16 protein-coding genes are annotated in these 21511 nt (G+C 64.5%); 9 read left to right on the top strand and 7 right to left on the bottom strand.

Features of this window, described 5'->3' with window-relative positions; translation table 11 throughout:
* Window positions 1-13 precede the first annotated feature (13 nt).
* Entirely contained in the window at window positions 14-658 is a 645-nt protein-coding gene (locus AB4Z27_RS15605; RefSeq protein ID WP_441593103.1) for a response regulator, read from the bottom strand.
* Entirely contained in the window at window positions 655-1380 is a 726-nt protein-coding gene (locus AB4Z27_RS15600; protein ID WP_441593323.1) for a sensor histidine kinase, read from the bottom strand. Before AB4Z27_RS15600 ends, AB4Z27_RS15605 begins: the two co-directional genes overlap by 4 nt.
* A gap of 387 nt (window positions 1381-1767) precedes the next feature.
* Between AB4Z27_RS15600 and AB4Z27_RS15595 the strand changes: the two genes are divergently transcribed.
* A complete protein-coding gene (locus AB4Z27_RS15595; RefSeq protein ID WP_441644763.1) occupies window positions 1768-4035 on the top strand; it encodes an eCIS core domain-containing protein in 2268 nt (755 codons plus the stop codon).
* A 33-nt stretch (window positions 4036-4068) separates the two neighbouring features.
* Here the strand turns inward: AB4Z27_RS15595 and AB4Z27_RS15590 are convergent, their stop codons facing one another.
* Window positions 4069-5922: a hypothetical protein gene (locus tag AB4Z27_RS15590; protein WP_441644762.1), complete on the bottom strand. Its 1854-nt coding sequence runs from the start codon at window positions 5920-5922 to the stop codon at window positions 4069-4071.
* Between the two features lie 289 nt (window positions 5923-6211).
* Between AB4Z27_RS15590 and AB4Z27_RS15585 the strand changes: the two genes are divergently transcribed.
* From AB4Z27_RS15585 to AB4Z27_RS15575, 3 genes are all read left to right on the top strand, one after another.
* Window positions 6212-8152 (top strand): lactonase family protein, encoded by a 1941-nt coding sequence (locus AB4Z27_RS15585; protein WP_441644761.1) that lies wholly within the window; start codon window positions 6212-6214, stop codon window positions 8150-8152.
* Between the two features lie 158 nt (window positions 8153-8310).
* Window positions 8311-9522: an NO-inducible flavohemoprotein gene (gene hmpA / locus AB4Z27_RS15580; RefSeq protein WP_092296285.1), complete on the top strand. Its 1212-nt coding sequence runs from the start codon at window positions 8311-8313 to the stop codon at window positions 9520-9522.
* A gap of 104 nt (window positions 9523-9626) precedes the next feature.
* Window positions 9627-10193: a TetR family transcriptional regulator gene (locus AB4Z27_RS15575; protein ID WP_441644760.1), complete on the top strand. Its 567-nt coding sequence runs from the start codon at window positions 9627-9629 to the stop codon at window positions 10191-10193.
* Window positions 10194-10206: 13 nt separating this feature from the next.
* Here the strand turns inward: AB4Z27_RS15575 and AB4Z27_RS15570 are convergent, their stop codons facing one another.
* On the bottom strand, window positions 10207-11214 hold the full coding sequence (locus AB4Z27_RS15570; protein ID WP_092296823.1) for a LysR family transcriptional regulator: 1008 nt from the start codon (window positions 11212-11214) through the stop codon (window positions 10207-10209).
* A 228-nt stretch (window positions 11215-11442) separates the two neighbouring features.
* Here AB4Z27_RS15570 and AB4Z27_RS15565 point away from each other — a divergent pair, with 228 nt between their 5' ends.
* Genes AB4Z27_RS15565 through AB4Z27_RS15550 form a run of 4 tightly spaced genes read left to right on the top strand, consistent with a single transcriptional unit; the run spans window position 11443 to window position 18030 of the window.
* Window positions 11443-12249, top strand: coding sequence for an alpha/beta hydrolase (locus AB4Z27_RS15565; RefSeq protein ID WP_441644759.1), 807 nt, complete (start codon window positions 11443-11445; stop codon window positions 12247-12249).
* 4 nt (window positions 12250-12253) lie between these two features.
* Complete coding sequence (locus AB4Z27_RS15560) at window positions 12254-13474, top strand: efflux RND transporter periplasmic adaptor subunit (RefSeq protein ID WP_092296276.1); 1221 nt, start codon at window positions 12254-12256, stop codon at window positions 13472-13474.
* A gap of 4 nt (window positions 13475-13478) precedes the next feature.
* A complete protein-coding gene (locus AB4Z27_RS15555; protein ID WP_441644758.1) occupies window positions 13479-16643 on the top strand; it encodes an efflux RND transporter permease subunit in 3165 nt (1054 codons plus the stop codon).
* Window positions 16630-18030, top strand: a complete 1401-nt coding sequence (locus tag AB4Z27_RS15550; protein WP_255370868.1) for an efflux transporter outer membrane subunit — start codon at window positions 16630-16632, stop codon at window positions 18028-18030. Before AB4Z27_RS15555 ends, AB4Z27_RS15550 begins: the two co-directional genes overlap by 14 nt.
* A gap of 5 nt (window positions 18031-18035) precedes the next feature.
* Here the strand turns inward: AB4Z27_RS15550 and AB4Z27_RS15545 are convergent, their stop codons facing one another.
* Window positions 18036-18677 (bottom strand): TetR/AcrR family transcriptional regulator, encoded by a 642-nt coding sequence (locus AB4Z27_RS15545; RefSeq protein WP_441644757.1) that lies wholly within the window; start codon window positions 18675-18677, stop codon window positions 18036-18038.
* Window positions 18678-18952: 275 nt separating this feature from the next.
* Between AB4Z27_RS15545 and AB4Z27_RS15540 the strand changes: the two genes are divergently transcribed.
* Window positions 18953-19903, top strand: a complete 951-nt coding sequence (locus tag AB4Z27_RS15540) for a tripartite tricarboxylate transporter substrate binding protein (RefSeq protein ID WP_441644756.1) — start codon at window positions 18953-18955, stop codon at window positions 19901-19903.
* Between the two features lie 76 nt (window positions 19904-19979).
* Here the strand turns inward: AB4Z27_RS15540 and AB4Z27_RS15535 are convergent, their stop codons facing one another.
* Both AB4Z27_RS15535 and AB4Z27_RS15530 read right to left on the bottom strand, forming a co-directional pair.
* Window positions 19980-20870 carry a serine hydrolase domain-containing protein gene (locus tag AB4Z27_RS15535; protein ID WP_441644755.1) on the bottom strand — a complete coding sequence of 297 codons (891 nt, stop codon included), beginning with the start codon at window positions 20868-20870 and terminating at the stop codon, window positions 19980-19982.
* 144 nt (window positions 20871-21014) lie between these two features.
* Window positions 21015-21511, bottom strand: a 497-nt coding sequence (locus AB4Z27_RS15530) for a helix-turn-helix domain-containing protein (protein WP_441644754.1), incomplete at its 5' end; no start/stop codon positions are given.

Below are 21511 nucleotides of genomic sequence, written 5' to 3'. Positions count from 1 at the left end.
GGCGAAGCGCTTGCTACTGGCTCAGGCCCTCGCGCATCGCGTAGCGCGTCAGCTCGGCGATGCTGCGGATGCCGAGCTTTCGGAAGGTGTTCTCGCGATGGCTGGCGATGGTTTTGTCGCTGAGAAACAGCAGGCGGGCGATCGACTTGGTGCTGTGCCCCTCGGCAAACAGCTGCGCGATCTGGCGCTCGCGCGCGGTCAGCTGCGGCAGCCGCAGCGGCACCTCCACGGCGGCGGGGCTGCGCGCGGCGTGGAGCACGCCGCCGATCAGCTCGCCGCTCAGGTAGACCTGGTTAGCCATCACGCGGCGCACGGCGCGGGCCAGTTCGTCGTAGGAGTTTTCCTTCAGCACATAGCCCGATGCGCCGGCGTCGAGCGCCGCGATGACTTCCTGGTGCTGGTTGTTGACGGACAGGCACAGCATCTTGCACGGCATGGACTCGGCGGCCAGCCGGCGGATGGCCTCCATGCCGTTCATGATCGGCATGCCGATGTCGAGGATCGCCACGTCCGGCCGGACCGAGCGCACCAGGTGAAGCAACTCGATGCCGTTGCGGGCCTGGGCCAGCACTTCCATGTCGGCTTCACGCTGCAGCAGTGCGATCAGGCCCTCGCGGATCATCGCGTGGTCGTCGGCGACCACGATGCGGATGGTCATGGCGCGCCCGCGCCCGGCCAGCGGACGCGCGCGCGCACGCCCCGGCCTGGCGCAGTCTCGAGAGCGAGTTCCGCCCCGACCTGGCGCAGCGCGCCCGGCAGCCCGCGCAAGCCGCAGTGGCCGCGCGCGGGCTGGTGGAGCAGGGCGGCGTCGAAGCCGGGGCCGTCATCGGCGATCGTAATGTCGATGGCGCCATCGACCCCGCGCAGGGCCAGCGCCACGCGCGCCCCCGACGCATGCTTGCCGGCGTTGGCGAGCAGCTCGCGTATCGCGCGCAACAGCACACGTGCCACCGCCGCTGGCGGATCGGCGGGCAGCGGCGCCGCATCGACATCGATATGGATACCCTGCCGGCTCTGCTGCCGCGCGGCCTCTACGATCCGCGCGCATTGCACCGGAAACGCGCATGGGGGCTCCGGGGCTGCCGGCGTGGCCGCATCGAGCAGGCCGGCAATCACGTCGCGCGTGGTGCGCAGTGCGTCCTTGACGAGTTGGCGGCCGTGGCGCAGCGCCGCGTCGCGCGGGTCGCTGCTCGTGCTTGCGGCAGCGGCGGCGGCTCCCTGGGTGGCCGTGTCGATCTGGATCAGCGCGAACGAGAGGCGTTGCGCAAGGTCGTCGTGCAATGTCTGGGCCAGGGCCGCGCGGGCGGCGGGGTCAAGCGCGGTATGGCTGCCCCGATGGTAAGAGACGGCACGCAAATCGTCGAAGTGCGATGCCGGCACAGGCAATGAACCACTCATCATTCGTCCGAATTCCCGAAAAGACTCAACAGCTCTCCGGCAATGCCTTTGCATTGGACGCATGGTTGCGGCGCCGTCAGCCGGGATTTTGGCCGGCCTCGTACAGGATGGAACCTGGGGGCCGACGCGTATCGGACAGTACTATAGATCGCGTACCCGCTGCGCATCCTGCGGAAAAAACGCGTAAAACAACGAGCGATTTCTTCTTGTTTAATCGAGATGTAAGCGGCGTTTAATCCCGTATCGCGCCGCGATAGCGGGGCGCTTAGTCCCTGGCGCCTCCGACCACTTCATGTGACATCGTCGCGTGACATTCGATTGACTAGTATTGGATCCACCCTCAAGTAGACGGAAGAAGACGGACCTGCCATGCGCCTGAAAGTGGAAAAGCCCCATCGCCCCGAAGCCAGCCACGCATCGCCGCGCGCGCGACGGGAGCCTGAGAACGCCCACGACGCCATGCACGACGGGCGCCTGCAGGCGCCCGTCCASCGGCAGGCCCAGGACCTCGCCAGCCATGGCGAGCGCGCTAACGCGCTGCGGGACCGGCAGGCGATGGCCGATGCGCGGTCCGATGGCCTGCCGGCACAGCTGAAGTCGGGGATCGAAGCGCTCTCGGGCATGTCAATGGACCACGTGAAGGTTCATTACAACTCGCCAGCGCCGGCGCGCGCGCAGGCCTTGGCTTATGCCCAGGGCCACGACATTCATCTGGCGGCTGGTCAGGCGCATCACTTGCCCCACGAGGCGTGGCACGTCGTGCAACAGGCACAAGGCCGCGTGCAGCCCACGCGCCAGCTCAAGGCGGGAATTCCCGTCAATGATGACGAAGCTCTCGAGCGGGAGGCTGACCGGATGGGCAGCCTGGCGCTGGCAGGGGGGCAGGGCACGGCAGCGCCCCGGTCTGGCGTGGCGGCCGCGCACGGGGCAATCCAGCGAAAGCCMGACGCGTATGGCGACGTCGAGCATGCGACAACGAAGGCCGGCAAGCAGGCGGAGGGCCATCCCGAGGCGCCGCTCGATGCCTCGCTCAAGTTCCAGCGTTTCCGCAAGCTGAACCGCCTTGCCGGCGCGCTCTACCAGAACCGGGCGGTGCCCCATATCGACCCGGTGGTGACGGGGCTGAAGACCTTCCTGGTGACCGTCGATACCGATCTCGGCCTCACCGAGGCGACCGTGCCTGCCGATGACGGCATTCACCGCGACAGCGTCAGCGCACTCCAGGAGGCCGTGAAACCGGACACCGCCCTCACGTCGCAGGACTACGAGGCGTACAGTTTGCTCGGGCCGCTCGATTTCTGGCTCGAGAACCAGCACAGCTCGGACGATGTCCAGCTTGAACTGCGCAAGCTGCGCCTGAGAATGGCCGAGCGCCCCGGCGTCAGCATCGTCGCGCATCGCGGCCATGGTCCCACCAACCGCACGCGCGGCGGGCTGATCCGCCAGACCGATCTGCGTCGCACCGGCAACCCCGCGGAAAACTCGAAGTCGGCGTTCGACGCGGCCTATGCCCAGACCACGCGCACCCCCACGGCACCGTCGCTGGACGGTATCGAGTGCGATGTCTTCCTGTCGCAGGACGATGTGCCGATCCTCAGCCACGAAGGCAACATCAAGGAACAGCTCTCTGACGCGCAAAAATTGGTGCACCACGCACTGGTWGGCGACAACACGCATATCGAGGACCTGACCGCTGCCCAGCTGACCGGCATCCAGCGCACCGCCAGTGCCGACAGCGCATTCCTGACATTGAGGGGCTTCCTCGACGGCACGCTTGGCGTCGCGCAGTCTTACTTCACGGCCAGTGGCAAGCCGCTGCGGGTGGAAATCGAAATGAAGGGRCACCAGGCCGACGAGAAGATCACGGCGGCAACCAACCTGATCACGGGGCCGAATGCGAAGCAGCGCAAAAAGGATGAGAAGACGCGGCTGGAGGCCGAATACAGCGGCAAGCTGGAGGGTGCGGTCGCCAAGGCCATCAGCCAGTTCAAGAAGGCGCATCCCGAGCCCTGGTGGGAAATTATCCTGTTCAACAATTCGCCCGATGCGGCGAAGCGCTTCGACGACCTTCGCAAGAAAAAGCCGCACCTGGGCCAGATCTACACCGGACTCGGCTCGAACAACACCGTCCATGGTGCCGACGCCCGGGTGGACGAACTGCGCATGGCGGCATCGGGCGAAAACCTGGCGCTCATGAAGGGCAACAAGAACTTCATCGTGACCTATGTGCCCGGGGCGGAACGCGCGGCGGAAACCCCCGACGCGCCTCTGGGCGACCTTGATTTCGCGCCCACCCAGAAGCCCGAGTATGTGGACCGGGTCAACAACGAGATGCGAGACACCACGGGGGCCCAGTCGACCATCATCTATCGGATTCTGGCCGAGACGGCCGGCGCGAAGAACGTGCACCTGCTCACGGACATGCCCCGCAACGCCGGATACTACAAGGGCATGCAGGCGCTGGCGGCGGACCTGAACGGCAAGGCGCCGAATGCGATGCATATCGCCTGGAACGGGCTGCGGGAGGACCAGAAAACGGCCGTGCGGACGCTGGTGCTGGTCTCCCCGGAGACCTATCCGGAGGCCTACCGGCGGATCTTCCACCACCAGCGGCGACGCGGAAAGCGGGGGCTGTGACAGGGCGCCACCGCTGGCGCCCGGCGTCTGGTTCTAGTCGTCCAGGTAGGCCGTGAGCGATTTCTCGCTGCCCACGGGCCCGAAGGTCGGCTTGTGGGCCTTCGTGGCCTTCCAGCGCTTGCTTGCCGTGCGCTTCTCGCGCAGCGACTTGACCGAGGTGTCGGTGTAGAACTGGTCGAGATTCACCTGCAGGTCGGACAGCATCGTGAGCTTGTCCTCCAGCGCCTGGCGCTCGTCTGTGTCCACGGTCTTGTCGAGTTCCATCTCCAGACCAGTCTCCATCTTGTCGATCAGGGCTTTCTTGCGCTTCAGGTAGTCGGACTCCAGCCGCGTGACGTGGAAGTCCGTACCGTGCTGCTGGTTCGCCCATTCGACGCGCCGCTTCAGCAGCTTGCGGCGCTTCGTATGCTTGCGGTCGCGCTCCTCGGCGGTTTTGCGGCCGGGGCGCGCCGGGCGCGCCGAGTCCATTTCGTCGATCAGCTGCTTCTGCGAAGCCACCTTGGAAAGCGTGGCCAGACTGACCGTGAACAAGTCCATCCTCGGCTTGTTCTGGAAGATGTTCTCATCGACGTCCATGACGCTGGCGTCGCTGTGCGTCCCATAGTCTTCTGCATCGGACTGGTCATCGTCCGACTCCTCGCCGCGGGTGCTGAACTTCGGGAAGCCGAGCGTGTTCTGCACGTAGGTGGTTGCCTCGTCCGGCGTCGTCAGATGCGTGCCGTCCATCTGGGTCATCTGCTGGGCGAAGGCGTTGTTCAGGTGCAGCCGCTGGGTGAAGAAATTCTCCGGGGAGGGCGCCTTGTTTTCCGGCAGGGCCCGATAGGCGAGTTCGAGGATCTGCTTGGTGCAGAGGAAAACGGCCTTGTAGGTGGCACCGTCGAGGGTGCTCTGGGGCAGCGGCCGGTTGACATCCATCAGTGCGGAGAACGCCAGCTCGGGCTGGTCCGGTTCGGTGGGCTTGGGGGGCAGGGTCCTGCCGAAGCCGTGGCTGGCGTCGTGCACCAGCATGGCCTTGGACTTTTCCAGCTCGAACTGGCGGAACCGGTTTTGCCCGGCCTCCTCGTCGGTCGGGCCCTGCTTCCGGCGCCCCTTCAGTTGCGGATGATTGAACGCCTGATATTGCAGGGCATGCTGCACCATCAATTGGATGTCGGCGTCCATCCGGACATCGACATGGAGCTTCATGCGCTCGAAATTGTCCACCGCGGCCTGGGCGGCCTGCTTGGCCTGTTCGGGATCCATGCCCTGGGTGGCCGCGGCAAGGATCGAATGGAGGTCGACGTACGAGAAATCGCCCACCGGATCGGCCTCCACGGCCTCTGTATCCGAGTCGTCGTCGCTCCGCTTGCGCTTCTTCTTGTTTTCCGCTTTGGCCTTCGCCTCCTGCTCTTCTTGCGCCAGATGCCGATGGGTCCGCGAGCGCGCTTCCGGATAAGACGCGCCCACGTTCCGGGTGGTATGCAGGCGGCGGCCAATCTGTTTCAGCGCGAACCGTTCCAGGCGGGGGTCGTCGAGCTTGTCGAGGAGTTCATGCGTGTTCAGCGTGCCATGGTCGCCCTTGGTGGCGAGCGCAACCAAGGCGGCGATCTGACTGGGCGTGGCCTCGTCGCCATAGAGTTCCYTGGCGAGCTTCCCTGCGGCGGCCCGGCTGCTGATGTCGCGCAATTCCTCATCCTTCTTGTAGACGAACTTGCCTTGCAGGACCGGAGACGTGCCGGCGGCAGTCAGCGACGCGAGCGCCTGGCGCTGATGCAACTGCCGGGGCGAGCGGTCGACCAGCGCCTGCCGGCCGCCCGCCCCCACCGGCGTTGCCGATCGCTCGGCGGAGCCGGGTTCCGTGGCATGAGGATCAGGGGCCTTTTTCTGCCTCGTCAGGGATTCACGCATTGGGATCGCTGGAAGGTTGGGATTGCCGAGGACACTAGCAGGCCGCTCGCGTGTTGTCCACGAGGGCCGTGGTGGGTATTCGATGCGCTCGCACCAGCCACCCCCCGATTGGGGGATGTGGCATATCGCCGGCGCTGATAGAGTCGCGCGCAAGCTGCCCCGTTGAGGGCGCAAGTGGCCGCCGGCTCAAGGCTTGGGCGGCCCTCTCTATATAGATACGGGTTGGGGCCATGTCTCACACGCTATTGCCGGCGCGCGCGCTGCCGGCCTTGCCTTGCTCGCCGCGGCCTTGCTCGCCGCCTGCGGCTCCGATGATCCCCCCGAAAGCCCGACCGCCACGCCCGCGGCAGCGCGCCTGGTGGTCGACACCGGCAGCGCCGCGCCGGTGGCGGGTGGCACGCTGACGCTCAAGGCGACGCTGCTGGCCGCCGACGGCACCGAGGTGAAGGGCGCGAGCTTCGCCTGGACGTCTTCCGATCCGGCCGTGGCCACCGTGGCGAGCGCCTCGGACAAGGCGCCAGCCGCCTCGGCATCGGTCATGGGGCCGGTCGGCACCTACGCCACGATCCAGACCCTGGCCGCCGGCGCGGCCAACATCACGGCCACGGCGACGCTGGCCGATGGCAGCCGCATCACCAGCATCACCCATCTGGTGGTGCAGGCCGCGCCCGCCAAGTCGTACACCCTTGTGCTGACCCCGGCGAGTCTGGTCGTGACGGCCGGCGGCGCCGCGCAGACCGTGACCGTCGCCGTGCGCCGCTCGGACGGCGTGGACGGGGCAGGGGATCTCACCAACTGGGCGTGGACAACGGATGGCGCCAGCTTCGTGGCCACCCCAGCCGCCGACGGCCACAGCGCCCAGGTGGCGAGCCCTGTCTCGGCCGTCGCCGCCGCAGCCGGCGTGCTGACGGCCTGCGCCGACGCCCCGGCTGGCGGCCGGCTGTGCGCCAATGCGGCGCTGTCGCGAGGCGCTGCACCGACGATCTACACCGTGGGCGGCACCGTGTCGGGCCTGGCTGCGGGCAAGAGCCTGCAACTGGCCGACACCAATGGCGACACCCAGGTCGTCAATGCCAACGGCAGTTTCGCGATGCCGGCTTCGCGCGCTGTCGGCACGGCCTACAACGTCACCGTGGTCGGCCAACCCGCCGGGCAGACCTGCACGGTGGGCAATGGCAGCGGCACGCTCGCGGCGGCCAGCGTGACCAACATTGCGATCACCTGTGTGCAGGCGCAGTTTGCCGTGGTGGCCAACAGCACAGACCGCACCTTATCTGTCTACCGGATCGACCCGATCAGCGGCGCGCTCGCCGCGGTGCAAGGTAGTCCGTTTGCGGCCACGGGGCAGATCGCCGATCTCGCCTTTTTGCCGTCGGGACGGGTAGCGTACGCGCTGATGCGAGACACAGACAGATTGATGCCATTTGCGCTGGACCCGGCATCCGGCGTTTTGGAAGCCGTGCCAGCTGCCGCGATACCGAGTCCAATCGCGGGAGTTAGAACCATCGCCGTGTCGCCCTCTGGGCAGTCGTTCTACGTAGGCTTGGATTCTGGCTGGACATTTCGGTACGACGTGGATGCCGCCAGTGGTATGCCGCGTGCCTGGACTAGCAACATCAAGGTGGGATCCGCAACGCAGGCGGGGACGGCTATCGCGATTTCACCCGACGAACAGTGGATCTACGTGGCCGGCACGAGTGCGGATGCGGTCACGACGTTGCGGGGCGATCTTTATATCGGATTTTTTGCTGACACGCCTTCCGGAGGCATCGGACCGAATGCGGCTGTGCTTTCGCCGAACGGGGCGTTTCTCTATACCCCTAACATGGGCAGCGGCACCGTCGGCGTTCATGCACTGGCTGCCGGTTCTGGCCTCATTGTCGGTACCAACGCGTTTGCAGTGGGTTCGGCGCCGACCGATATCGCGATGGCACCTTCCGGCCAGTTTGCCTACGTGGCCAACAGCGGCAGCAACAATATTTCGTCTCTTCAGATCGATGCCACAACAGGCATGCCGACAACGGCTCCGGTGAATGTTGCTGCCGGGATAGGCACCCAAAGGCTGCGCGTGACGCCGAACGGGAAGTTTCTGTACGCGCCGGCGCTCAATGGATCGGTCTACGGCTACGCGATTAACGGGACGAGCGGTGCCTTGACCGCGGTGCCGGGCAGCCCATTCCCCACCGGCAACGGCAACGTGGCGATCGCCATTGTCGAGCCGAGGCCCTGAGGAGAGGCGGGSCGGTTGCGGTTCCAGCAGGACCGCAACCGGCCGACGGACGACTCGACCAGCGGCGATGGCATAAGCCTCGCCTCACCGCTCCGCCTCACGTCTCCTATGCTGTTCAAGCGCCTRMGCCGCTTGACCTGCCCCCAAGGAGATCCCCCATGCTCACCCAAAAAACCAAAGACATCGTCAAGGCCACCGCTCCCGTCCTGGCTGAGCACGGCTACGACATTATCAAGTGCTTTTACACGCGCATGTTCCAGGCCCATCCTGAGTTGAAGAACATCTTCAACATGGCTCACCAGGAGCGGGGGCAGCAGCAGCAGGCGTTGGCGCGGGCGGTTTATGCCTATGCGGAAAATATCGAGGATCCGAGCAGTCTGATGGCGGTATTAACCAATATYGCSAACAAGCAYGCGAGTCTGGGTGTTCGTCCCGAGCAATATCCTATCGTCGGGGAGCATCTGCTTGCGGCGATCAAGGAAGTCTTGGGCAGTGCAGCGACGGACGACATTATCTCGGCATGGGCGCAGGCGTATGGGAATCTTGCCGATGTGCTGATGGGGATGGAAAGCGATCTGTATGAGCGGTCGGGGGCACAGGACGGGGGCTGGACGGGCTGGCGGCATTTTGTCGTGCGGTCAAAGGACGCGGAAAGCAGCGTTATCACCTCATTCGTTCTGGAACCCGTCGATGGCGGGCCGGTGGTCAACTTTGAGCCCGGCCAGTACACCAGCGTTGCCATCAACGTGCCTGCACTGGGTATGCAGCAGATTCGTCAGTACAGCCTGTCCGATATGCCGAATGGCCGCAGCTACCGGATCTCGGTCAAGCGTGAAGGGGGCGGGCCGCAGCCKGCGGGCTATGTATCGAACCTGCTGCATGACCACGTGAATGTCGGCGATGAAGTCAGGTTGGCAGCGCCTTATGGCAGTTTCCATATCGACGTCAATGCGCGCACGCCCATCGTGCTGATTAGCGGCGGCGTAGGGCTGACGCCGATGGTCAGCATGCTGACGCAGGCGATCCAGGACCCGCAGCGGCATGTAGTTTTCGTGCATGGTGCCCGTAATGGGAGCGTTCACGCCATGCGCGACCGGCTGCGCGAGACGGCTCGGACATTYCCMAATTTCGATTTGATCGTGTTCTACGATGCGCCACTGCCGGAGGATATCGCCAATCACGACTACGATTTTGCCGGGCTAATCGACGTGGCGGCGATCAAGGATTCGATATTGCTGACCGATGCCGATTACTACATTTGTGGCCCGATTCCATTCATGCGGCTCCAGCATGACGCGCTGAAGGGATTGGGCATTCGTGAGTCGCATATTCATTACGAGGTTTTCGGCCCCGACCTGTTCGCCGAATAACCCAAGAAGGCCAGCGAGCAGTGGATCTCGTCATGATTGCTGGCTTGAGACTTACGCGCGACAATGCGTGCCATATTGCCAACCGCTGAATCACTGCATGCAACATGGGACACTCGAAGGAGACGAAGGCCTCTACGCGTCAACGCATACTTGCCGTCGCCGCACAGCGCTTYCGCGAGCATGGTTTTTCAGGGATCGGGCTGGCTGAGATCACCCGCGAGGCAGGTATTACGCCGGGGGCGTTCTACCGGCATTTCTCGTCGCGCGAGTCAATGCTGGCCGAAGTCGTCCRTATCGCCGCGCGCAGTCTCGATGAGTGGGCTGCAGGATCGCCTGATGCGCCCAGTGCGGTGCGSAATTACCTCAATGCCGCGCACCGGGACGCACCCGGTGTTGGCTGCCCCTTGGTGGCGCTGGTGCACGACATCGCGCACGCAGACCCGACCACACGCGATGCCTATACGCTCGAGGTGAACSGCGTGCTGGACTTCCTGGAAGGACTCAACAAGGCGGAAGGGCACGCCGATTCACGGGCGATGGCGCTGCTTCAACTCTCCGCCTTCGTCGGTGCGATGGGGTTGTCCCGTGCCGTCAGCGATCCCGCGTACTCGCAAGACCTCCTCGACAACGTGGCGGACGGTCTGGTCCAACTCGCCACGCCGCTGCGCTAGGGACGCTGGCGCCCTACAGCACGGCTTCGTGCTCGTGTGCTATCGCGGGGGCCGCGGCCGGCACGCGAGCGGATGCGCCTGCCAGCGGCATCGCATCGGGACACTTGCCTTCATCCGCCGCCAGCAGCGGGCAGCATTCGAACATCTGCGCCACCCAGTCGACGAACACCCGCACCTTTGGCGCGAGATGCCGGTTCTGCGGATAGATCGCCGCAATCGGAATCGGCCGTGGCCGCCATTGCGGCAATAGCTCCACCAGCGCGCCACTGCGCAGGTGCTCCTTCACCATGAAGCGGGGCGCCTGCAGCATGCCGGCGCCGCTCAGGCCATACGCCACGTAGGCATCGGCGTCATTGAAGCTGACGCGGCCGCGCATCGCCACCTCCACCGGATTGCCGTCCACGATGAAGTTCATGTCCAGCGTGCGCCCGGTGCGGTTGGAGAAGTAATGGATGGCGGTGTGGTGTGCCAGGTCGGCCAGCGTACGCGGGATGCCATGGCGGGCGATATAAGCCGGGCTGGCCACGGTGGCCAGGTGCATGTCGCCCAGGCCGCGCGCTACCAGGCTCGAGTCCTGTAGCGGTCCGACGCGGATCGCACAATCCACGCCGTCCTGGATCAGGTCCACGAGCTTGTCGCCATAGCCCACCACCAGTTCGATGTCGGGAAAACGCGCGTGGAACGTATGCAGCCGCGGCACGACGATGGCGCGGCCGATGGCCGCCGGCATCTCCACGCGCAGCCTGCCCATCGGCCCCTGACCAGAGCGCGTCATGGCCACCTCGGTCTCGGCAATCTCCGCGAGGATGCGCATGCAGCGCTCGTAATAGTCGGCGCCCTCGGGCGTCAGCCTGAGCTGCCGCGTGGTGCGGTTGATGAGCCGCACGCGCAAGTGCGCTTCCAGTCCCTGGATGATCGTGGTGGCCGACGTGCGCGACAACCCCAGCGCCTCCGCCGCACGCGAGAAGCTGTTCATCTCCACCACGCGCGTGAAGACTTCCATTGCCTGGACCTTATCCATCGTCTTGCCCTTCATTGGTGCGCCGGACCGGAACGCCTGGTGCGTTACGGGCCCGATTGTTCGGTCACGCCAAATTGTGTTCTGGATTATGAACGTTTACCAGAAGTTCGCAATGTACCAGACTTCGTGCATCGCAGCATTTGCAATTCYAGGCAGCCCCTCATGGTCCCGAATGGCCAATCCCCTCCTGTAACGAYYCGCGTGGAAAGCGTGCGGATTGCGGGTCACGTGCAGCCGATTCCCTTGCGCATCTACGTGCCGGTCGGACTGGACGTCCGGCCTCCCGTGGTGCTCTACCTGCACGGCGGCGGTTTCGTGCAGGGCAGTGTGGCGTACGCCGACGCGGCAGCGCGGGCCATTGCCGCCGCCACCCCAGCCGTGGTGATTGCGGTGGGCTATTCGCTGTCGCCCCGGTTTCCGTTTCCTGTACCGCTTGAGGACGGGTATCTGGCAGGGCTTTGGGCCTTGGCCAATGCGGGCACCTACGGCGGTGACGCGCGCCGCATGGGTATCGCAGGTCACGATGCCGGCGGCAACCTCGCGGCTGGCATCGCGGCCATGGCGCGTGACCGCAAGGACCTGACGCTGCTCGCGCAAGCGCTGATTGCCCCGCTACTCGACCCCAGCATGACCCGGCTGGCCGATGGCGGGAGGCTGGTTGGGGCCGATCTCTCGGCGAGCGACTGCGCCATGGCCTATCGCGCCTACTTGCCTGACGTCCTCCAGCACTTGCACCCCTACGTGGCGCCGCTGGAGTCGCGCCGCCTGCAACGGTTGCCGCCCACGCTGATCGTGAGCGCCGCGCGCGACCTCTGCCACATCGAAGGCGAGACCTACGCCAGCGAACTGATTGCGGCGGGCGTGCCGACCGAGACCACCCGCTACGCCGAGGCGTCACACCAGTCGATCGTGACCCATGCCGGCGCGCTGGCCGACGTGGCAGCGTTCTTCGCTCGCCGTCTCCACGCTGCCGAAGCCGGCCCGCGCCGCGCGCAACGAACATCCCATCCACAAAGACACGCTTCGCAGGAGTGAAGTCATGGAACAACGTAGATCCATTTTCCGCCGTCCACCGGTGCTGGCGGGCGTCGGTGCCGTCATGGTGGCAGCCGGGTTGGCAGCCAGTGTGGCGCTGACCGAAACAAGCGCCGCCGCACCGCCGGCCGCCGCTGCGCCCACGGAGGTGACCGTGAAGTCGCTGCAGCCGGAGGACGTGCGCGTCTGGACCAGCTTCTCCGGGCGACTCAAGGCGGTGGACGAGGCGCTCGTGCGGCCCGAGGTGAGCGGGCGCATCGTGGAAGTGAAGGTCCGCGACGGTCAGTCCGTACGCGCYGGCGAGGTCATGTTCGTGATCGATCCGCGGCCGTACGAAGCCGCCGTGGCGCGCGCGAGTGCCGACCTCGCCTCGGCGCGTGCGCGGGCGGAGTTTGCCACCACCGAGTACGACCGCGCCAAGGGCCTGATYGCCGCCGAGGCRATTCCCAAGAGCGTGCACGACCAGCGCGGCAACGAGTACCGCATGGCGCAGGCGGCGGTGCTGGCCGCCAATGCCGCGTTGCGGCAGGCCAGCATCAATCTCGACTATGCCTACGTCAAGGCACCCATCGCGGGCCGTATCAGTCGTGCCGAATTGACGGTGGGGAACCTCGTGCAACCGGGCCCCAACGCGCCGGTGCTCACGCGTATCGTGTCCAACGATGGGATCTATGCGGACTTCGAGGTGGACGAGCAGAGCTATGTCCGCTCCATCCGCAATCACGCGGACACGCAAAGCAAGGAACAGCAGATCCCTGTGGACATGCGGCTCCAGGGCGATGCCGAACACGTCTATCAGGGAAAGATCTACACGTTCGATAACAGCATCGATGTGAACACCGGCACCATCCGCGCGCGAGCGCGCTTTGCCAACAAGGACGGCGCATTAGTGCCCGGCATGTTCGTCTCCATCAGCCTGGCCGGTAGCGGAGACACCCGTGCGCTACTGGTGCCGGACGTGGCGGTGGGGTCCGACCAGAGCAAGAAGTTCGTCTTCGTAGTGGGGCCGGAGAACAAGATCGTCTATCGCGAAGTGACGCTCGGCGCGGGCGTCGATGGCCGGCATATCGTGCTGAGCGGGCTCAACGCGGGCGACCGCGTGGTGACCAAGGGCTTGCAGTTCGTCCGCCCCGATGTCGTGGTCGCCCCGAGGGAGGCCGCTCCCGAGGCGGTGAAGACGGCATCGGCGGGCCCGGCGCGGGGCACGCCGCCCTTGGCGGAGTGACAGCATGAATCTCTCGAAATTCTTCGTCGATCGGCCCAACTTCGCGGCGGTCATTTCCATCATTATCTTCCTGGCTGGGCTGATCGCCATCCCCAAGCTGCCGATCTCCGAGTATCCGGAAGTGGTACCGCCGTCGGTGGTGGTGCGCGCGCAGTTTCCGGGCGCCAATCCGAAGGTGATTGCCGAAACCGTCGCCACGCCGCTCGAGGAGCAGATCAACGGCGTGGAGAACATGCTCTACATGTCGTCGCAGGCCGCCAGCGATGGCCAGATGACGCTCACCGTGACGTTCAAGCTCGGCACCGATCCGGACCTCGCCACGCAACTGGTGCAGAACCGCGTCAATGAGGCACTGCCGCGCCTGCCGGACGTGACGCGCCAGCTCGGCGTCAGCACGGTCAAGAGTTCGCCCGACCTGACCATGGTGGTGCACCTGGTCTCGCCCAATGACCAGTACGACATGCTGTACCTGCGCAACTACGCACGGCTCAACGTGAAGGACGAACTGGCCAAGATCAGCGGCATCGGCCAGATCAACATGTTCGGCTCGGGCAATTACGCCATGCGCATCTGGCTCAAYCCGCAAAAAGTGGCCGAGCGCAACATGAATCCCGACGAGGTGGTGGCCGCCATCCGCAAGCAGAATATCCAGGTGGCGGCAGGGGTGATTGGTGCCGCGCCATACGCGAACAACGTCGAGATCCAGTTGCCGGTTAACGTGCAGGGGCGTTTGTCCGATGTCGACCAGTTCGAGAACATCATTGTCAAGCGCGACGGCGGGGTGGTTACCTACCTCAAGGATGTGGCGCGCATCGAGATTGGCGCCAGCGACTACGCGCTGCGCGCACTGCTGGACAACAAGCAGGCGCTGGCACTGGTGATCTTCCAGTCGCCGGGCGCTAACGCCATCGAAATATCGAACAATGTGCGGGCACGGATGGAGGAACTGAGCAAGCGGTTTCCCAAGGGGCTCGAGTACCGCATCGCCTATGACCCCACGACCTTCGTGCGCGACTCGATCACCGCCGTCACGCATACGCTGATCGAAGCCATCGTGCTGGTGGTACTTGTGGTCATCCTGTTCCTGCAGACCTGGCGTGCAGCGATCATCCCGCTGCTGGCGGTGCCCGTGTCCGTGGTGGGCACCTTTGCAGCGATGCATGCGTTCGGGTTCTCAATCAACGCGCTGTCGCTGTTCGGGCTGGTGCTCGCCATCGGCATCGTGGTCGACGATGCCATCGTGGTGGTGGAGAACGTGGAGCGCAATATCGCCACCGGGCTCTCGCCACGCGATGCGACCATCAAGGCCATGAAGGAGGTGACTGGTCCGATTATCGCCATCGCCCTGGTGCTGTGCGCCGTGTTCGTGCCGATTGCCTTCATCAGCGGCCTGACCGGGCAGTTCTATCGCCAGTTTGCGCTGACCATTGCGTTCTCCACGGTGATCTCGGCCTTCAACTCCCTGACACTGTCGCCGGCACTGGCGGCGCTGCTGCTGCGCGGGCACGATGCGCCCAAGGACCGGCTGACGCGCTTCATGGACCGGCTGCTTGGTGGCTTCTTCACCAGATTCAACCGATTCTTCCACCGCAGTTCCGAGGCGTACAGCGGGGGCGTGACGCGCGCGCTGCATCGCAAGCGCGGTTCGATCGCCATCTACCTCGTGCTGCTGGGGGCCACGGTGCTGGGCTTCAGCAAGGTGCCGTCGGGCTTCGTGCCGATCCAGGACAAGGGATATCTGGTCAACCTGATCCAGCTGCCGAATGGTGCCACGCTGGAGCGAACCGAATCGGTTGTGCGGCAGATGACCGACATCGCCGCCAAGGAGCCGGGCTTCCGCAATGCGGTGCAGTTCCCGGGGCTGTCGCTGAATGGCTTCATCAACAGTTCTTCGTCGGCAACCGTGTTCTTCGGCGAGAAGACGTTCGAGGAGATGCGCGAGATCGGCTCGTCCGGTCCGGCCCTGGCCGGCGCGCTGCAGCAGAAGTACAGCGCCATCAAGGATGCGTTCATCGCTGTGTTTCCGCCGCCGCCCGTGCAAGGGCTGGGCAATACGGGCGGCTTCAAGCTGCAGATCGAGGATCGGGGCGATGTGGGTTACCTGGCGCTGAGCAAGACCGTCAACACGGTGCTGGAGAAAGCGCGCAAGGCGCCCGAGCTGGCCGGGGTGTACTCCACGTACAGCGTCACCACGCCGCAGCTATTTGCCGATGTGGATCGCACCAAGGCGTCGCAGCTGGGCATCGACGTGGATGACATCTTCAAGACCATGCAGATCTACCTGGGCTCGCTGTACGTGAACGACTTCAACAAGTTCGGCCGCACGTATCAGGTGATTGCACAGGGCGATGCGGACTTCCGCTCGTCGCGTGATGACATTCTTCGACTGAAGGTGCGCAATGGCGAGGGCAAGATGGTGCCGCTGGGCGCGGTGGTTACGCTGAGCGACACCAGCGGGCCGGAGAGCGCCGCACGCTACAACGGCTATCGCTCGGCCGATATCAACGGCGGCCCGGCGCCCGGTTACTCCACGGGGCAGGCACAAGCCGCGATCASCAAGATCCTGGACGACACGCTGACCGGCGAGATGACGTTCGAATGGACYGARCTGGCTTACCAGCAGATCCTGGCCGGCAACACGGCGCTGATCGTGTTCCCGATCTGCATCTTGCTGGTGTTCCTGGTGCTGACCGCGCAGTACGAAAGCGTGTTCCTGCCGCTGGCCATCATCATGATCGTGCCCATGTGCCTGTTCTCGGCCATCATGGGCGTGTGGCTGACCAAGGGCGACAACAACCTGTTCACGCAGATCGGCTTCTTCGTACTGATAGGGCTGGCGTGCAAGAACGCCATCCTGATCGGCGAGTTCGCGCGCGAGTTGGAGATCGAGGGAAAGTCCACGTTTGCGGCGGCGGTGGAGGCGGCTCACCTGCGGCTGCGGCCTATCCTGATGACATCCATCGCGTTTATCGCAGGCGTGCTGCCGCTGGTGCTGTCGCACGGTGCCGGTGCCGAGATGCGCCATGCCATGGGGGTGGCGGTGTTCTTCGGCATGATCGGCGTAACGTTCTTCGGCCTGTTCCTGACCCCGATTTTCTATGTGATGGCGCGCGCATTGGAGAAGCGCATCACCAAGACCGAAAAGGTGCATCACCATGTTGAAGCTTAAGCTGATGACGGCGCTGGCGGCTGCGGCGCTGGCGGCCTGCACGGCACCCGTGGGGCCGCAGTCGTCGGGCATCGATCCTGCGCCGCAGTGGACGAAGCTGGAGGACGGAAATGGGGCGGCAAACGCCTATCTGGTGGCCGACGCCGGTGCCGGCGTAGACCAGACGTGGTGGTCGCGCTTCCGCGACCCGACACTCGATACCCTGGTGAGCGAGGCATTGGCCAGCAACAAGGCACTGGCGATTGCCAAAGCCAGGGTGGAGGAGGCCCGCGCGGGCCGCCTGTTGGCGCAATCGGCGCTGGCGCCGCAGGTCAATGCGACGGCCAGCTCCGAGCGCGGCAACCGGGGGTTCGTGACCAATGACCAGGCCGTGACGATCAATCAAGTGGCGATCTCGGCCGCGTGGGAGGTGGACCTGTTTGGCCGCAACCAGGCACGCACGGCACAGGCGGCTGCGGTGCTGCAGTCCGCTGAAGCGAGCCAGCAGGCGGTGCGCGTGGCGCTGCTGGCCGAGGTGGCACGCAGCTATTTCGAACTGCGCAACTTCGCGCAGCAGATTGGCATCACGGAACGCAACCTGGACAGCCAGCGCCGCACACTGCAGTTGATCGAGGCGCAGAAGCAGGGCGCGCTGGCGAGCAACTTCGACGTACAGCGTGCCGCCGCACAGGTATCCGCAACGGAGTCGCTGCTGCCTACGCTGCGTACCGGATACGACGGCGCGATGAACAGGTTGTCGAGCCTGCTGGGCCGCACGCCGGGCTCGTTGTCGGCGATGCTTGCCGGAGAGCCGGCCTGGCAACCGCTCGATCCAGGCATCGTTGTCTCGGCCCCGGCAACGGTGCTGGCCACGCGGCCCGACGTGCGTGTGGCGGAGCGCCAGTTCGCAGCGAGCATCTCGGCGCGCAAGGCAGCGGTGGCGGAACTGTTTCCCAACATCTCGCTGACGGCCTTCTTCGGGGCGCAGAGCGCATCGCCGTTCTCATCAACACCGTGGGGGATTGGCGCCGGGCTGATCCAGCCGGTGCTGAACTTCGGTCGCATCCGCTCGCAGATCAACGCGGCCGATGCACGGCAGACGCAGGCCTATCTCGGCTATCAGCAGACTGTGCTCGATGCGCTGGAGGACATGGAGAACGCGCTGTCCGGGTATCTGAACGAGAACGTCAAGAATGCATCCTTGACGGCAGGGGTGGCGCAGAACCGCAAGGCGGCAGAACTGGCGCGCCTGCAATATCGATATGGGTATGTGGGACTGCTCGATGTACTGGTAGCGGAACGGGATCAGCTAGAGGCGGAGTCACGCCAGGCGGCCTCGGATGCGAACTTGCGCAAGGCACTGGTGCGGATCTTTGCGGCGGCTGGAGGTGGCTGGGAAGTGCAGTAGGTAGCTTAGCGCTCCTCTCCCTCAGGGAGAGGAGCAGGGGAGCGGTCKGGCRTTTCAATCACCGCCATCAGYTGATCCGCCACGGCATTCAGCAATTCCCTCGATAACTTTGCATCGGACACCGCGCGTGACAGGGTCAGCGCCCCTACGCACGCGCTATACACCAGCATCGCCTTGGCCCGCCTGTCGCCTCCGTCCTCCGGCAGCAGCGACGCAATCAGTTCCACCAACCGCCGCAGCCGATTCGTATACAACGCGCGCGATTCCACACCGCTGACACCCGTGTCGTTCAGGAAGGCCGCAATGCCGCAGCTGTTTTCGCGCCGGTCCCGATGCGATTCCCCAAGGTATTCCCGCAATGATCGCCGAAGATTTGCACGCAGGCGCAGGCTCCACTGGTCGGTATCGAGGAACGCCTCGGCCATCGCCTCGCAGACCAGCGCCTCACGTGTGGGAAAGTGCTTGTAGAAGCCGCCCACCGTCAGCCCGGCTTCCTGCATGATGTCCGCTACGCCGATGCCGCGAAGTCCGTGCACGCGGAAACGCTGCGCCGCAATGGTGACAATGCGTGCGTGAGTGGCTTGCCTGGAGGCTTGCGAATGGCCCATGGGAGGAACGACTGGATGAAGGCGGATGCTGCGGAGCATAGCCGATATCGCCACACACTGAACGGCCTCTCACGGTCTCRAGCGGCGACTGCWGGCCGATCGCGCCTTCATGTCCTTCCCGCTCTGCGTTGCCCACAGAGCAACGATCTTGTGTAAGGATTGCTGTATCTCGAACAARATTTCCGGCCAACAATCCCCTCACAACCGGTTCTCGTATCGATGCGAGAAGGTCTAATAAAGTGGAGGACGAGATGCAAGACCGAGGACACCCCCCCGCCAAMCGCTGGATGGCGCTTAGTGCCGTCATCCTGGGGATGACGCTGACCGGCGCACCGGCATCCGCTGCCGACGCGTTTCCCACCAAGCCAATATCGATGCTGGTCGCATTTCCTCCGGGAGGGCCCGCCGATGTGCTGGCGCGGGCCATGCAGCCGGCAATGGCCAAGGCGCTCGGCCAGCCCGTGATCATCGAGAATCTGCCCGGCGCCGGCGGCGCGCTGGCAGTGCAGCGGCTGCTGAGCCGTCCGGCAGACGGCTACACGCTCATCATGGGCTCGCCCAACGAGGCCATCCTGACGCCGCTGGCGCTTGCCAGCGCCAAGTACAAGTCAGAGGAACTAACTCTGCTGGCGCCGGTCTCGAACCACCCACTCGTCGTGATGACGCGCAGCGACCTGCCGTACAASTCGMTGGAACAGATCATCGCGGCCGGCAAGTCGGCAGGTAGCAATAGCCTGACCTTCGGCAATCCGGGCTACGGGACCATGTACCACATCGTCGCCGAATACATGGCTCAGCTGACCGGCGCCAAGATGCTGCAGGTGCCGTACAAGGGCGCCACGCCAATGCTGGCAGACCTGACCGGTCGCCAGATTGACATGACGATTCTGCCAAACCTCGGTGCCTCCACGCAGTTGCTGGAAACRCACAAGATCAAGGCGGTGGCGGTGCTGGACACGCAGCGCATGCGAACTCTGCCCGACGTGCCTGCCATCTCCGAAACCAGCGTCGCGCGCAAGTCCGAGTTCGTGTATTCGATCTGGCTGGGCGTCATGAGCAAGGCCGGTGTCCCAGCGGAGCGTGCCCGCGTATTGACGGACGCCTCGCAGCAAGCGCTGCGGTCGCCCGAACTGATCAAGGCGCTTGAGCTCTCCGGCGTGCAGCCGATGAAGCCACAGACCCTTGCGGCGTCCGCGAAGTTCTACGTCGACGAGACCGAGAGGCTTAGGAAGATGGCCGCCTCGATCAAGCTGACGCCCCAGTAGTTCCAACCCAAAGCGGGCATCCAGGATGGGCAGAGACTGATATCCACTAGACGCCAGGCATGACCGGAGAATGCCCTCAGCGCGTTTTCTCCAGCGCCTCATGTATCTGCTGGACAACGTGCGCCTCGATGTCCCCCTCATTTGCACCCGGCGAGAAAACTGCGCAGCACGCCGTGGCTTCACCAACGGCGCCACGATAGACCGCCACGACACTTCCGGGCCCACATCCGGTATGTCCAGCCACGATCAAGCCGCCTCCGATAGCGCCTCGCATAAGACCCAGAGCGTATCCTGGCGAAATCCAGGGACGCCCGGCGATCGGGCCACCCAGTACCCGTGTCGACTGCATATCCTGAAGCAAGTTGGCGGGAAGAAGCTCTCCGGCGAGCAGACGATCCAGAAGAAGAGCAGCCTGCGAAACGGGGCCGATCAGCAATCCGTGATAGACCCAGGCCGGATCGTAGTTCAACGAACTGTCGAGGTAATCCCGGTGTATATCTGTGCGCTCCGTTGCGAAACGAGCCGCCGAAATATCGAGAGGCACCAACACCTGCCGCCTGACGGCTTCTTCAAGCGGCTGGTCTGTCGCACGTTCGATAAGCCTTGCTACGAGCATGTAGCCAACATTCGAGTAGCGCCAGGCAGCTCCGGGGGTGTATCGAAGCCGGCGACCATCGAGACGGCGCATCATCTCGTCTGGCGACCATGCCGCTTCATGGTTTGCAATGGCAGCGTGGTACTCGGGAAGCTCGCCATAGTCTGCGAGTCCAGCCTCGTGCCGCAGGAGTTGGCGCAAGGTGAATGCGCTTTCAGGAAGTGAAGTATCCAGGTCGAGCAGTCTGTCTCGCACCAGTGTCAGAGCTGTCGCGGCCAATACTGTCTTAGTAAAACTCCACCATGGTACGGCGGGTTCAAATTGCCCGGGAGGTCTTGGTGATTGGCCGTTGGAGATGACGGAGATCAGCATTGAGCACTCAAGCGGTAGTGGCTGGATGGTGGTAAAGCGTGGAGCAGGCAAGATACACCATCAACCGGTAGCGCCGTCCGCAATGACTGCTCAAACTACGACCTTGACGAAGGAATAGAGGTGATGGAGGCGAATGGCAGAGTTCTATTCGCAGAGAGCCCTCTCCATGTCGAGCTGCGCCAACGGTCCGACCGCTATCGCGATTTTTCCCTGTAGGCCGTTGCCGGAACTTTCGAGTCGGGCGTGGGCGAGGGGGATGTCGGCGAGGGAATAGACTGCGCCTAATCGGCGTCGATCATGATCCGACGGACCGTCTGCGTCGCCAATTCGGGTGCCGTTGCGCTCGCGTAGCTTCTCGGCCGCCAAAGTCGGCCCGAAGTCCGCGTAGCTGTCGCGGATCAGGCCGCGCACGCGGGATTCCAGACCAGGAGGAAGCTGCCGATTGCTGCTGCATCCACGCTTGCGAGAACCCAACCCACAGGGCCCGTCCTYGCGATATCGGAGCGCCAGCCGTTCGATCTGTCGCCGCGACAGGCCAAGCTTCTCGGCCGCGCGCCATATCGGCAGGCCTTGTTCGACCACGGCCTGAATCACCTTGAATCGGTCGARTTCGCGCATCGTCATCGTGATGGACTCGGGCA

The sequence above is a fragment of the Cupriavidus sp. KB_39 genome (assembly GCF_052114485.1).
Lineage (GTDB): Bacteria > Pseudomonadota > Gammaproteobacteria > Burkholderiales > Burkholderiaceae > Cupriavidus.
The sequence above is the reverse complement of the archived record's forward strand: the minus strand, read 5'-3'. Positions and strand labels throughout refer to the sequence as shown.

What these genes read in the sequence shown, in the direction of transcription:
- AB4Z27_RS15605 (WP_441593103.1), bottom strand. Translation starts at nt 658, where the DNA reads ATGACCATCCGCATCGTGGTCGCCGACGACCACGCGATGATCCGCGAG.
- AB4Z27_RS15570 (WP_092296823.1), bottom strand. Translation starts at nt 11,214, where the DNA reads ATGGATAAGGTCCAGGCAATGGAAGTCTTCACGCGCGTGGTGGAGATG.
- AB4Z27_RS15550 (WP_255370868.1), top strand. Translation starts at nt 16,630, where the DNA reads ATGTTGAAGCTTAAGCTGATGACGGCGCTGGCGGCTGCGGCGCTGGCG.
- AB4Z27_RS15535 (WP_441644755.1), bottom strand. Translation starts at nt 20,870, where the DNA reads ATGCTGATCTCCGTCATCTCCAACGGCCAATCACCAAGACCTCCCGGG.